The following is a 13,230-nucleotide window of genomic DNA, read 5'->3' on the forward strand; positions in this document are numbered from 1 at the left end:
ACTGACGGGTGCACACAAGTCCCAACCCTGCGGACGGGCGCGGATTTTAACTGCCCCTTACCCGACCCGACCTCACCTTGGCCTTCTGCCCTCGAACGCCCCCGTCACACCTGCCGCACGTTCGCCTGCGCCACCAGGAACGGCAGCAACCCCCGCTCCGCCAGCGCCGACCGCCAGGCGTCCCGGGCACGCACCAACTCCCCCGGCCCGTCCGCCTCCCCCTCGGCCGGCCCCTTCCCCCGGGCCGCCGCGCCCAACAGACCCACCCCGCCCACCAGCAGCGACACCGCACCCACCCCGGCCGCCACCCAGCCGGCCACCACCAGCGCGTTCCCCAGGACGTACCCCAGCAGCAGGAACACCACCGCAGCCGCCACCGCGACGATCGGCACGATCACCGCCAGCACCCCCCACCACCCCGACACCCGCTCCCGTGCCGGCGCGTCCACCGGCAGCCGCGCCTCCGCATCGGCATCCGCCCGCAACAGCGCGTACCGCTCGTACTCCGGCGCCGCCGCGGCCAGCACGTATTCGGCGTTCTCCCGCGCCGTCCGCCGCAACCGCTCCACCGCCCGCGCCTCGTCCCCGCCCTCCCGCAACGCCGCCCGCACCTGCGGCGCGGCGAGCGCCTTGCCGAGCTCCGTCTCGAAGTCGGCCCGATCCTGCTGCGGCAGTCGAAGCGGCCTGTCCATGCTGTTCCCCCGTCTTGCCGTCCACGTAGTTCTACAGAACTGTAGAACACGGAACCGGAGGGAAACAGCCCTGTTCACCTGTGGAATCGAGGAGGAACGCGGCGGCCCGGCCGGGTGGCCGGGCCGCTCGCTTCACCGCCGTCGGAGCCAGACCGTCCAGGTCAGTGCCGAGCACAGCAGGTAGGCCACCAGGAAGCCCAGGTAGGCGGTGTCGCCGTTGTGGCTCGCCTGGAAGGACTGACGGAAGGCCAGGTTCACCAGGACGCCGCCGAAGGCGCCGATCGCGCCCGCCAGGCCGATCAGTGCCGACGCCCGGCGTCGGGAGTCGGCCTCGGCGGCCGCCGGGTCGGCTCCGGCCGCGATCGCGGTGTGGGCGAGGGCCTGGTAGTGGGCCGGGATCATCTTGTACGTCGAGCCGTTGCCGAGGCCGCTGAGGACGAACAGGGCGATGAACCCGCCGAGGAACAGCGGCAGTGAGCCCGCCCGGGAGGCGGCCAGCACCACCGCCGTGCCCGCGCCCATGGCGGCGAAGGTCGCCAGCGTCACCCGCGCGCCGCCGTACCGGTCGGCGAGCCGGCCGCCGACCGGGCGCAGCAGGGAGCCGAGCAGCGGGCCGAGGAAGGTGAGGGCGGCGGCCTTGACCGGGGTGTCGAAGCGGTCGTGGAACTGCACCTGCAGCACCTGTCCGAAGGCGAAACCGAAGCCGATGAAGGAGCCGAAGGTGCCGATGTAGAGGGTGGAGACGGCCCAGCCGTACGGGTCGCGGGCGACCTCGCGCAGCGCCCGGCCCTCGCCGCTGGGGGCCACCGGAAGGTCGTCCATCCGCCACCAGGCCCCGGCCGCGGCGAGCACGATCAGCGGCAGGTAGATCAGCGGCAGCAGCCGGGGGTGGGCGGCGCCGGCGGTGGCCAGGACCAGCAGGCCGAGGAGTTGGACGGCGGGGACGCCGAGGTTGCCGCCGCCCGCGTTGACGCCCAGCGCCCAGCCCTTGAGCCGGTGCGGGTAGAAGGCGTTGATGTTGGCCATGGAAGAGGCGAAGTTGCCGCCGCCGACCCCGGCCACGCAGGCCACCGCGAGCAGCGTCCCGTACGGGACACCGGGCTCCAGCACCACCGCCGCGAGCGCCGTGGGCACGAGCAGCAGCAGGGCGCTGATCACCGTCCAGGTGCGGCCGCCGAAGCGGGCCACGGCGAAGGTGTACGGCAGCCGCAGCAGGGCGCCGAGCGCGGTCGGCAGGGCGGTGAGGGTGAACTTGCCCGCGGTGTCGATGTGGTACTCGGGCCCGAGGAAGAGCACCAGCACCGACCACAGGCTCCACACCGAGAAGCCGATGTGCTCGGAGAGGACGGAGAAGACCAGGTTGCGCCGGGCGATCCGGGCGCCGTCGCGGGCCCAGAACTCCTCGTCCTCCGGATCCCAACCCGCCAGCGGGGCTGGCGATCTGGCCTCGATGGCGACGGTCATGCGGCCACCTCCGCGTCGAGGGCGCGGACGGGCCAGCGGCGCAGCACGGCGGGGGCGCCGTCGGGGGCGGTGTCCTCGTCCAGGCAGCGCCCGTCGGTGAGGTCGTACACCTGCTTGTACATCGGCGAGATGAGGGTCGGCCGGTCGCCGCGGCTGCCGAGCAGGCCGCGGGAGAGGACGGGGGCGCCGCTGAAGGGGTCGAGGTTGTCGACGGCGTACAGCTCGCCGGAGCTGTCGCGGAACAGCGCGACCTGCTCGGCTTCGGCGAGCAACACCGCGACGCCGCGGCCGGGTTGGAGGTCGGTGAGGGCGCAGACGGTCTGCCAGCGGTTGCCGTCGTGGATCTGTACGGTCACGGGGTGAGCACCTCCAGTCGGGCCCCGGCGACCAGCACCGGGGCGTTGAGGGTGTGGCCGGCCTCGCCGGGGCGGGCGGGGCGGATCTGGCCGCGTTCGGGGACGAAGGTCACGGCGGGGTCGGGGGTGCCGGGGGCGTTGACGAAGGAGGCGAAGCGGCGCATCCGGTCGGGGTCGGCCAGGGTCTCGGCCCATTCGTCCTGGTAGCCGCTGATGTGACGCTCCATCAGCTCGTCCAGTTCGGCGGCGATGCCGAGCGAGTCGTCGAGGACCACGGCCCGCAGGTGGTCGAGCCCGCCCTCCAGCCGCTCCAGCCAGACCGAGGTGCGTTCCAGCCGGTCGGCGGTGCGGATGTAGAACATCAGGTAGCGGTCGATGGTGCGGATGAGCGTGTCGCGGTCGAGGTCGGCGGCGAGCAGGTCGGCGTGCCGGGGGGTCATGCCGCCGTTGCCGCCGACGTAGAGGTTCCAGCCGGCCGAGGTGGCGATGATGCCGAAGTCCTTGCTCTGCGCCTCGGCGCATTCGCGGGCGCAGCCGGAGACGGCGGCCTTGAGCTTGTGCGGGGAGCGCAACCCCCGGTAGCGCAGTTCGAGTTCGATGGCGAGGGTGGTGGAGTCCTGGACGCCGAAGCGGCACCAGGTCTCGCCGACGCAGGACTTCACGGTGCGCAGCGACTTGCCGTAGGCGTGCCCGGACTCGAACCCGGCGTCGACCAGCTTGCGCCAGATCACCGGGAGTTGGTCGACGGTGGCGCCGAACATGTCGATCCGCTGGCCGCCGGTGATCTTGGTGTAGAGGCCGTGGTCGCGGGCGATCTCGCCGATGGTGATCAGCCCCTCGGGGGTGATCTCGCCGCCGGGCACCCGGGGTACCACCGAGTAGGAGCCGTTGCGCTGGAGGTTGGCGAGGAAGTGGTCGTTGGAGTCCTGCAGGGCGCCCTGCTCGCCGTCCAGGATGTGGCCGTTGCCGAGGCTGGCCAGGATGGAGGCGACGGTCGGCTTGCAGATCTCGCAGCCCTCGCCGCCGGTGCCGTACTTGGCCAGCAGCTCGGAGAAGCTCACCAGCCCCGTCACCCGGACGATCTCGTACAACTCGGCGCGGCTGTGGGCGAAGTGCTCGCACAGGCCCTGGACGGTGGAGACCCCGGCGGCCTCCAGCTCCTCGGTGACGACGGTGCCGAGCTGCTTGAGGCAACTGCCGCAGCCGGTGCCGGCCCGGGTGCACTTCTTGACGGCGGCGACGCTGTCGGCGCCCTGCTCGCGGACGGCGGCCCGGACGGCGCCCTGGGTGACGTTGTGGCAGGAGCAGAGCACCGCCTCATCGGGCAGTGCGACCGGTCCGGCGGAGGCGAACCCGGCCGGCAGCACCAGCTGTTCGGGCGCGACGGTCAGCGGCTTGCCCGCGACGGCCAGCGGGCGCAGCGCGCCGTAGCCCTCGGTGTCGCCGACCAGGACGCCGCCGAGCAGCGCGCCGTCGGCACCGATCACCAGCTTGCGGTAGACGCCGCTGCGGCTGTCGCTGTACAGCACGTCGAGCGCGCCCTCGGCGCTGCCGTGCGGGTCGCCGAAGCTGGCGACGTCGACGCCGAGCAGCTTGAGCTTGGTGGACATGTCGGCACCGGTGAAGCCCTGGCCGGTGGGGGAAGCACCCCGGCCCTGCTGCTCCGCGATGGTGCGGGCCGCCGTCTCGGCCATCTGGTAGCCGGGGGCGACCAGCCCGTAGACCCGCCCGTCGACGGCCTGGGCGCACTCGCCGATGGCCAGCACCGCCGGGTCCTCGGTGCGGCAGTGGGCGTCGACCACGATGCCGCCGCGCTGGCCGACCGGCAGTCCGCAGTCCCGGGCTAGCTGGTCGCGGGCCCGCACCCCGGCGGAGAAGACCACCAGGTCGGCGGGCAGCTCCCGGCCGTCGGACAGGGCGAGGCCGCGGACCCGCCCGTCCGGCCCGGTGAGCACGCCACTGGCACCGGCGCTGGTGTGGACGGTGACGCCCAGCGCCTCGATCTTGCGGCGCAGCGCGGCGCCGCCGCCGTCGTCCACCTGGACGGCCATCAGCCGGGGCGCGAACTCGACCACGTGGGTGGCCAGGCCCCCGGCCCGCAGGGCGCCGGCCGCCTCCAGGCCGAGCAGTCCGCCGCCGACCACCACGCCGGTGCCGGCGGTGGCGGCCTCGGCACGGATGGCGTCGACGTCCTCGATGGTGCGGTAGACGTGGCAGCCGGGCGCGTCCGTCCCGGGCACGGGCGGCACGAAGGGCACCGAGCCGGTGGCCAGCACCAGTACGTCGTACCGGACTTCGGCTCCCGAGCGGGTGCGGACGAGCTGCGCCGCCCGGTCGATCGCGCTCACCGGGTCGCCGAGGCGCAGGTCGATGCCGTGCTCGGTGAGGAAGCCGGACGGGCAGAGCGCGAGGTCCTCCGGCGTGCTGCCGGAGAACAGCGAGCTGAGGTGGACCCGGTCGTAGGCGGGCCGGGGCTCCTCGGCGAGCACGGTGACCCGCCAGCCGCGCGCGGCCGGCTGCTCGCTCCAGGCCTCCAGGAAGCGCTGGCCGACCATGCCGTGGCCGACCAGGACGAGGTCGCGGACAGTACGGTCGTCTGCCGTCATCGAGGGACTCCTTGGGTGAGCAGGTGCAGGGGGTGGCCGGCGAGGGCGCTGCCGTCGGCGAAGGCACCGGCCAGCGCGTCCACGGTGGCCAGGTCGCCGAGCAGGATCGCGCCGACCAGCTGGTCGCCGCGCAGGACGAGCTTCTTGTAGCTGCCGCGGGTGGCATCGGTGAGCCGCAGCACGTCGAGTTCGGGGTCGAGGGTCTCGTCGACGGCTCCGAAGGCCGCGTACTCCAGGTCGCCGGTGCTGAGCCGGGCGCGCGGGCTGGTGCCGGGGTAGCGGGCGTCGGACTCGGCGCCGGAGAGACGGCGGGCGAGTACGTCGGCCTGTTCCCAGGCGGGGCCGGCCAGGCCGTGGACGGTGCCGCGGTGCTCGGCGCAGTCGCCGATCGCGAACACGTGCGGAGCGGCGGCCAGCCGGTCGTCCACCAGGACGCCGGTGGCGACCGGCAGTCCGGCGGCGTGGGCGAGCGCGGTGCGCGGGCGGGTGCCGCAGGCGAGCACGACCAGGTCGCAGTCCAGCCGGTAGCCGCTGGCCAGCTCCACCGCGCCCACCCTCCCCCAGCCTCCGGCCGGGGGGACCCCCATGCCGCCGTGTACGGCCCGGGCGCGGTTGCCGGTGTAGCAGTCGACGCCGAGCGCCCGGAGGCGTTCGCGCAGCACGGCGGCCGCCTCCGGATCGAGCTGACGCTCGATCAAGTGTGGTGCCTGGTGCACGATTTCGGTGCGGACGCCGAGCGCGGCCAGCGCCCGGGCGGCGCTCACGCCGAGCACCCCGCCGCCGATCACCACCGCCCGCTTCGCCCCGACGGCCTCCTCGGCGAGCCGGGCGCAGTCCTCCAGGGTGCGCAGCGTGTGCACGCCCTCGGCCAGCCCGTACCCGTCGGGCCGGCGCAGCCCGCGCACCGGCGGGAGCACCGGGTTGGCGCCGGTGGCGAGCACCAGTTCGTCCCAGGGCTCCACGGTGCCGTCGGCCAGCCCCAGGGTGCGGGCCTCCAGGTCGAGGGCGACGACCTCGCAGCCGGGCCGGGCCGAGGCCGCGCCGAGCGGCAGCGCGATCGACTCGGCGTCGTAGCGGCCGGTCAGCACCTCGGCGAGCAGCACCCGGTTGTACGGGGCGCGCGGCTCGGCGCCGTACACGGTGACGGCGCCGGCGCCGCCGAGGGCGGCGTACCGTTCGGCGAAGCGGGCGGCCGCCATGCCCCCGCCGACCACGGCGATCCTCATGTCGTCACCTCCAGGTGGGCGCGCTCCACCCGGACGGCGCAGAGCTTGAACTCCGGCATCCGGGAGACCGGGTCGAGCGCCGGATTGGTGAGGCTGTTGGCGCGGCCCGCGCCCGCCCAGTGGAAGGGCATGAAAACGGTGTCCGGCCGGATGGCGTCGCTGACCCGCGCCGGGGCGACGGCCCGCCCGCGCCGGCTGGTGACCGCGACCGGCTCGCCGTCCGCGACCCCGAGCCGCTCGGCCAGCCGCGGGTGCAGCTCGACGTACGGGCCGGGCGCGGCCGCGTTGAGCTCGGCGACCCGGCGGGTCTGCGCGCCGCTCTGGTACTGGGCGAGCACCCGGCCGGTGGTCAGGTACAGCGGGTACGCCTCGTCCGGCTCCTCGGCGGCCGGGCGGTGGGTGACCTCGGCGAACCGGGCCCGGCCGTCCGGGGTGGCGAAGCGGTCCAGGAACAGCCGCGGGGTGCCGGGGTGGTCCTCGGCGGGGCAGGGCCAGAACACCCCGTCCTCGGCGGCGATCCGCTGGTAGCTGATGCCCGCGTAGTCGGCGTCGCCGCCGGCCGAGGCGCGGCGCAGCTCGGCGAAGGCCTGCTCGGCCTCGACCGGGAAGCCCTCCGGCACGCCCAGCCGGGCGGCCAGTTCGCGCAGCAGCCACAGCTCGCTGCGCACGCCCTCCGGCGGGTCGAGGGCGCGGCGGCGCAGGATCACCCGGCCCTCCAGGTTGGTGGTGGTGCCGTCCTCCTCGGCCCACTGGGTGACCGGCAGCACGACGTCGGCGAGCCGGGCGGTCTCGGAGAGGACGAGGTCGGCGACCACCAACAGGTCCAGCGCGCGCAGCCGTTCGGTGACGTGCCCGGCGTTGGGTGCGGAGACCGCCGGGTTGGAGCCGGCCAGCAGCAGCGCCCGGACGCCGCCGGGCCGCCCGAGGCCGTCCAGCAGCTCGTACGCGGACTGGCCCGGGCCGGGGATTCGCTCAGCCGGGACTCCCCAGACGGCGGCGACGTGTTCGCGCGCCGCCGGGTCCTCGATCGAGCGGTAGCCGGGCAGCTGGTCGGCCTTCTGCCCGTGCTCGCGCCCGCCCTGGCCGTTGCCCTGGCCGGTCAGGCAGCCGTAACCGGCGTACGGGCGGCCCGCGTTGCCGGTGGCCAGGCACAGGTTGATCCAGGCGCCGACGGTGTCGGTGCCCTTGCTCTGCTGCTCCGGGCCGCGCGCGGTGAGCACCATGCCGGTGGCCGCCTCGCCGAACATCCGTGCCGCTTCGCGGAGTTGGTGGGCGGGCACGCCGGTGATCCGCTCCACCCGGTCCGGCCAGTGGGCCATCGCCGACTCGCGGGCCTTGTCGAAACCGGTGGTTCGCCGGTCGATGAACTCGCGGTCCACCAGGCCGTCCGCGATCACCAGGTGGAGCAGGCCCAGGGCGAGCGCCAGGTCCCCGCCGGGGCGGGGCTGGAGGTGCAGGTCGGCCAGCTCGGCGGTACGGGTGCGGCGCGGGTCGACCACGATCAACTTTCCGCCGTTCTCCCGCAGTTCGCGGAAGTAGCGGACGGCCGGGGGCATCGTCTCGGCCGGGTTGCCGCCGACCAGGATCAGGCAGCCGGTGTGCGGGATGTCGGCCAGCGGGAACGGCAGGCCGCGGTCCAGGCCGAAGGCCCGGCGGTGCGCGGCGGCGGCCGAGGACATGCAGAACCGGCCGTTGTAGTCGATGTTGGCGGTGCCCAGCACGACCCGGGCGAACTTGCCCAGCAGGTACGCCTTCTCGTTGGTCAGCCCGCCGCCGCCGAACACTCCCACCGCGTCCGCACCGTGCTCGGCCCGGGTCCGGGCCAGCCCGGCGGCCACCCGGTCCAGCGCCTCCGGCCAGCTCGCCGAGCGCAGCGGGCCGCCGGGCCGGTCGCGCAGCAGCGGACCGGTCAGCCGGGCGCCCCGGGCCAGCAGCGCGGGCGCCGTCCGGCCCTTCCCGCACAGCGCGCCCCGGTTCACCGGGAAGTCCGGGCGCTCCAGCACCTCGACCGGCAGCCCGGCGCCCGCGGCGCCCTCCGGGCCCGCCTCGCCCTGGCCCGGCGACAGCCGCATGCCGCACTGCAGCGAGCAGTACGGGCAGTGCGTGTCGGTGGCCGCGGCGAGGGCGGCGGGGCTGGTCAGCGTCATGCCGAGAAAGGTCGCGGCCCGCTGTTTCGCGACCGCGTCGCCCATGTTGCGGCCGCGGTACACCTCGCTCACACCGCCCGGCCGCCAGGGTGCGCGCCCGGACATCTGCCGTAACCACAGCGGCACTTTCGCTTACCGGCAGGTGACGGCCGGGCAATGCCCCCGTAACACGCGCGGCGGAGGCTGGCCCGCATGGCACCGACCCGCACCCCGCCAGGACCGCTCACCGGCTTCACCGTCGGCGTCACGGCCGCACGCCGCCGCGAGGAGCTCACCGCCCTGCTCGCCCGGCGCGGCGCCCAGGTGGTCGAGGCACCGGTGCTGCGCATCCTGCCGCTGGCCGACGACCTCGCGCTGCGCGAGGCCACCGAACGCTGCCTGACCGCCCCGCTCGACTACGTGGTCGCCACCACCGGCGTCGGCTGGCGCGGCTGGATGAGCGCCGCCGAGGGCTGGGGCAGGGGCGCCGCCCTCGCCGAGGCCTGCCGCGGCGCGGTGGTGCTCAGCCGCGGCCCCAAGGCCACCGGGGCGGTGCGGGCCAGCGGACTGGACGAAGGCTACTCCCCCGCCACCGAGGCCACCGACGAACTGCTCACCTGGATGCTCGCCCGCCCGCTGGCCGGCTGCCGGATCGCCGTCCAGGAACACGGCGTCCGCCTGGACGCCTTCGCGGCAGCGCTGCGCGAACGCGGCGCCGAGGTGATCTCCGTCCCCGTCTACCGCTGGGCGCCGCCGGAGGACCCGGGCGCGGTGCGCAAGCTCCTCGACCTGACCGTCCGCCGCCAGGTGCACGCGCTCACCTTCACCAGCGCGCCCGCGATCACCGCCCTGCTCGCCATGGCGGAGGCCGAGGGCCTGTACGAGGCGCTGCTCGACGCGCTGCGCAAGGACGTGCTGCCGGTCTGCGTCGGCGCCCTGTGCGCCCGGCCGCTCACCGACCTCGGCCTGCCCGCCGTCCACCCCGAACGCGGCCGCCTCGGCGCACTGGTCCGGTTGCTCGCGGACACCCTGCCCGGCCGGGCCCGCCGCGAAGTCGACCTCGCCGGACAGGTGTTGACCATCCAGGGGAACGCCGCCCTGGTCGACGGCGAGAGCCACTGGCTCAGCCCGCGCGGCGCGGCGGTGCTGCGGGCCCTCGCCGAACGCCCCGGCCGGGTGCTCAGCCGCGCCGACCTGCTGCGCGCCGCCTGGCCGGACGCGACGGCCGACGAACACGCGGTCGAAGCGGCGGTCGGCCGGCTCCGCGCGGCCCTCGGACCGCACGCGACGCTGATCCGCACCGTCCCCAAGCGCGGCTACCGACTGGCGGCGGGCTGATGGCGCCGGTGCTGCTCGCCGTCGCCCACGGCAGCCGCGACCCGGCGGCAGCGTCCTCAATTCGCCGCCTGTTGCGGGAGGTTCGTGCGACGCGCCCCGAACTCACCGTCCGCTGCTGCTTCCTGGACCTCGCCCAGCCATCGCTCACCCAGGCCATCGCCCAACTCGCGGGCCGGCGGCCGATCCTGGTCCCCCTCCTCCTCGGCGCCGGCTACCACCTGCGGGTCGACCTGCCCGCCGCACTCACCGCCGCCGGCCTCCCGCTCACCCACCTCGCCCCCGCGCTCGGCCCCCACCCCCTGCTCGCGGAGGCCCTCGCCGACCGCCTCACCGAGGCCGGGGCCCCCGCCGACGCACCCGTGGTCCTGACCGGCGCCGGCTCCTCCGACCCCACCGCGCTCGCCGACACCGACCGGATGGCCGAACTCCTCGCGACCCGCCTCGGCCGCCCCGTCACCCCCGCCCACCTCTCGGCCGCCACCCCCACCCCCCACCAGGCGGTGGCCGCCCTCCAGGCCGCCGGCCACCCCGCCGTCGCCCTGGCCACCTACCTCCTCTCCCCCGGCTTCTTCGCCCAACGCGCCGCCGGCACCGCCGCGGCGTGGACCAGCGCCCCGCTGGCCGCCCACCCCGCCGTCGCCCGCCTGGTCCTCCACCGCTACGACCAGGCCCGATCGGCCACCGAACTCCCCGCGGCCGCCTGACCGGTCCACCGAACCGCTGAAGCCGGACCTCGGCTACCGTCTGGCTGATCCCGCACGCGGCTCGGGCCGCGCCACGGGGAGGAGACGAGGGGGCAAGGTGGATCCCAACAACGGACCGGGCGTGGGGCTCACCCCGACGGAGACGGCTGTTCTCCTGCTGGGCAAGATCCGTCAGGGGCACGACTACGCCCGCGGGAAGAAGGAGAAGTTCCGTCGGCGCGCGTCCGTGATCAAGATGCTGACGCTGGCGCTGTCCGCGGCGTCCACCATCCTGCTGGGCCTGCACAGGTGGACGGACCTGGCCTTCGCGCTGGTGGCCCTGGTGACGGCACTGGCAGCCGCCGAGCCGTTCTTCAACTGGCGCTCCCGGTGGGTGCTGATGGAGGAGGCGCAGTACCGCTTCCGGCGGCTCGCCGATGACCTGGAGTACCTCGTGGCGTCGACGGCCGCCGAGGACCTGGCACGTCACCGGCTCGACGGCGTCTTCGACCGGTACCAGGCGGTGTGGGAGGACCTGAGTCGCACGTGGCTGGAGCAGCGTCGCGAGGCCGCATCGTCGTCGGGCGCCTGATCGGCCCGCCCCGGCCCCCGGCCCGGTGGGCTGGGGGCCGCGTGCTCGGCAAGCCGAGTGGGTGCCGGTCAGCCGGTGACGCTGGCGGAGCCGGTCTCGATGTGGCCGACGGCCCGGCGGATCCAGGCGGGGTCGCTGCTGACGGTGACGGTGAAGTCGTACCAGCCCTGGGCGACGGTGACGGCGTTGAAGAAGTCCTTGACGGTGGCGCCCGGGGCGACCTGGTAGGTCCAGGTGCCGGTGCGGTAGTTGCCGGCGGTGATGGTGAAGGTGACGGCGCTGGTCCCGGTGTTGGTCATGGTGAACCAGACCGCCGGGTCGCCGGTGTCCGGCGCCGCCGCGTAGGAGGTGGTGGCCTCCACGGTCCCGCCCGCGGTGGTCGCGTTCCCGGCGAAGCGGCGCAGGGTGCGGTTGGGGCCGAGCACGGTGAGGTCGTACTGCCCGTTGCCGTACCCGGCGCCGATGTCGAAGGAGTCGCGGGCGCTGCCGTCGGTGCCGCGGGCGGCGTCGTACGGGGCGACGGTGTACTGCCAGGGCCCGCCGCTGCGGTAGGCGTTGGCGTGGACCGAGTAGTGCGCCCAGGCGGTGGCCTGCGGCCCCTGGTTGGCCAGGTCGATCCAGAGCCGGATCCGGCCGTCGGCGCCGTTCTCGATCCGGTCGACCCAGGCGTTGGGCTGGTAGGGCAGCGGGCGGGCGGGCTTGGTGCCGGGCTCCTGGGTGGGCATGGAGTTGGTGCCGGGGCTCGGGTTGATCTGCACGTTGGCGGCGGCCTGGCTGAGGGTGGCGCTGGTGTCGGGCAGCGCGGGCAGGCCGTAGACCGGGTTGGTGAAGTCGAAGGCGCCCGTGAGGTCGCCGCAGACCTGACGGCGCCAGGCGCTGATGTTGGGGCAGACGGCGGGGGTGCCCAGGGCGGCCGTCCAGGTCTCCAGGAAGCGGATGACGCTGGTGTGGTCGTAGACCTGGGAGTCGACCCAGCCACCGCGGGTCCACGGCGAGACCACGATCATCGGGACGCGGAAGCCGAGGCCGATGTTGGTGCCGTTGTGGAACTCGTCGGCGGTGCCGGCCGGCGCCACCGGCGGGGGCACGTGGTCGAAGAAGCCGTCGTTCTCGTCGTAGTTGAGGAACAGGGCGGTGGAGTTGAAGACGTCCGGGTCCGCCGCCAGGGCCTGCAGCACCAGGTTGACGAAGTGGGCGCCGTTCTCCGGCGGGCCGTCCGGGTGTTCGGAGAACAGCTGGCTGGCCACCACCCAGGAGACCTGGGGCAGCGTGCCCGCGAGCGCGTCGGCCTTGATCGCGGCGGCGATGTCGTCCGGGGTCGAACCGGTGCTGGGCACCGAGCCCATGCCACGCTGGGCGAGCGGGCTCGAACTCGGCGCGCCGGTGAACTGGTTGAAGTAGGCGAGGCCGTTGTCACCGAAGTTGTCGTGGGCGTTCTGGTAGACCTTCCAGCTGACGCCCGCGTTCTGCAGGGTCTCGGCGTAGGTCTGCCAGTGCAGGCCCGACTCGGAGCCGCCGTCGTAGGCCGGACCGCCCGCGGTGGCGCCCGGGTCGATCGTGCCGGACCACAGGTAGGTGCGGTTGGGGCCGGTGGCCGAGAGGATCGAGCAGTGGTACGCGTCGCAGATGGTGTAGGCGTCGGCCAGCGCGTAGTGGAACGGTATGTCCTCGCGGGCCATGAAGCCCATGGTCCGGTCCGAACCCTTGGCGGCGATCCAGGAGTCCAGCTTCCCGTTGTTCCACGCCTTGTGCTGGGTGGACCACGAGTGGTCGAGCGAGCCGTCGCACTGCGCCAGCTGCTCGGCACTGACGCCCCACCACCAGGTCTTGGTCTTGCTGAGCTGCCACGGGTACTGCCGCCCGCTGCCGTTCGGCTGGTTGAACACGCTGGTGCCGCCCGCGATCTGGAGGGCGGTGCGGTCGCCGAAGCCGCGCACACCCTTCAGCGTGCCGAAGTAGTGGTCGAAGCTGCGGTTCTCCTGCATGAGCACCACGACGTGCTTGACGTCGCGGATCGTCCCCGTCGTGGTGGCGGACGCGCTCGACAGCGCTCCGGGCAGGGCTGTGTCCAGCCCGATGGCCGCGCCGAGGGCGGCGGCCGAACCGAGGAAGGTACGACGGGTGACGGGTGACACGTGAGGCCTCCG

At 74.5% G+C, this 13,230-nt stretch carries 10 protein-coding genes; 3 read left to right on the forward strand and 7 right to left on the reverse strand.

Annotated elements, in window-relative coordinates; genetic code table 11:
* Window positions 1–104: 104 nt before the first annotated feature.
* The 6 genes from ACIG5E_RS13110 to ACIG5E_RS13135 all read right to left on the reverse strand — a co-directional run bounded on the left by ACIG5E_RS13110 (window position 105) and on the right by ACIG5E_RS13135 (window position 8,491).
* A complete protein-coding gene (locus tag ACIG5E_RS13110; protein WP_396533476.1) occupies window positions 105–692 on the reverse strand; it encodes a hypothetical protein in 588 nt (195 codons plus the stop codon).
* A 132-nt stretch (window positions 693–824) separates the two neighbouring features.
* The gene (locus tag ACIG5E_RS13115; RefSeq protein WP_396533477.1) at window positions 825–2,156 is read right to left on the reverse strand and encodes a nitrate/nitrite transporter; all 1,332 of its coding nucleotides are present in this window, start codon (window positions 2,154–2,156) and stop codon (window positions 825–827) included.
* Window positions 2,153–2,512 (reverse strand): nitrite reductase small subunit NirD, encoded by a 360-nt coding sequence (nirD, locus tag ACIG5E_RS13120; protein ID WP_396533478.1) that lies wholly within the window; start codon window positions 2,510–2,512, stop codon window positions 2,153–2,155. The genes ACIG5E_RS13115 and nirD overlap by 4 nt, the downstream gene beginning before the upstream one ends.
* A complete protein-coding gene (gene nirB, locus ACIG5E_RS13125) occupies window positions 2,509–5,118 on the reverse strand; it encodes a nitrite reductase large subunit NirB (protein WP_396533480.1) in 2,610 nt (869 codons plus the stop codon). Before nirB ends, nirD begins: the two co-directional genes overlap by 4 nt.
* On the reverse strand, window positions 5,115–6,344 hold the full coding sequence (locus ACIG5E_RS13130; RefSeq protein ID WP_396533481.1) for an NAD(P)/FAD-dependent oxidoreductase: 1,230 nt from the start codon (window positions 6,342–6,344) through the stop codon (window positions 5,115–5,117). Before ACIG5E_RS13130 ends, nirB begins: the two co-directional genes overlap by 4 nt.
* A complete protein-coding gene (locus tag ACIG5E_RS13135; RefSeq protein WP_396533541.1) occupies window positions 6,341–8,491 on the reverse strand; it encodes a molybdopterin oxidoreductase family protein in 2,151 nt (716 codons plus the stop codon). The genes ACIG5E_RS13130 and ACIG5E_RS13135 overlap by 4 nt, the downstream gene beginning before the upstream one ends.
* A gap of 192 nt (window positions 8,492–8,683) precedes the next feature.
* Here ACIG5E_RS13135 and ACIG5E_RS13140 point away from each other — a divergent pair, with 192 nt between their 5' ends.
* The 3 genes from ACIG5E_RS13140 (at window position 8,684) to ACIG5E_RS13150 (ending at window position 11,083) form a co-directional block, all read left to right on the forward strand.
* The gene (locus tag ACIG5E_RS13140; protein WP_396533482.1) at window positions 8,684–9,808 is read left to right on the forward strand and encodes a uroporphyrinogen-III synthase; all 1,125 of its coding nucleotides are present in this window, start codon (window positions 8,684–8,686) and stop codon (window positions 9,806–9,808) included.
* Window positions 9,808–10,512 carry a sirohydrochlorin chelatase gene (locus tag ACIG5E_RS13145; protein ID WP_396533483.1) on the forward strand — a complete coding sequence of 235 codons (705 nt, stop codon included), beginning with the start codon at window positions 9,808–9,810 and terminating at the stop codon, window positions 10,510–10,512. Before ACIG5E_RS13140 ends, ACIG5E_RS13145 begins: the two co-directional genes overlap by 1 nt.
* 97 nt (window positions 10,513–10,609) lie before the next feature.
* The gene (locus ACIG5E_RS13150) at window positions 10,610–11,083 is read left to right on the forward strand and encodes an SLATT domain-containing protein (RefSeq protein ID WP_396533484.1); all 474 of its coding nucleotides are present in this window, start codon (window positions 10,610–10,612) and stop codon (window positions 11,081–11,083) included.
* Between the two features lie 68 nt (window positions 11,084–11,151).
* Here ACIG5E_RS13150 and ACIG5E_RS13155 read toward each other — a convergent pair whose 3' ends face one another.
* Window positions 11,152–13,218, reverse strand: a complete 2,067-nt coding sequence (locus ACIG5E_RS13155) for a phosphocholine-specific phospholipase C (RefSeq protein ID WP_396533485.1) — start codon at window positions 13,216–13,218, stop codon at window positions 11,152–11,154.
* Window positions 13,219–13,230 lie beyond the last annotated feature (12 nt).

Source organism: Kitasatospora sp. NPDC053057, assembly GCF_044546945.1.
GTDB lineage: Bacteria > Actinomycetota > Actinomycetes > Streptomycetales > Streptomycetaceae > Kitasatospora.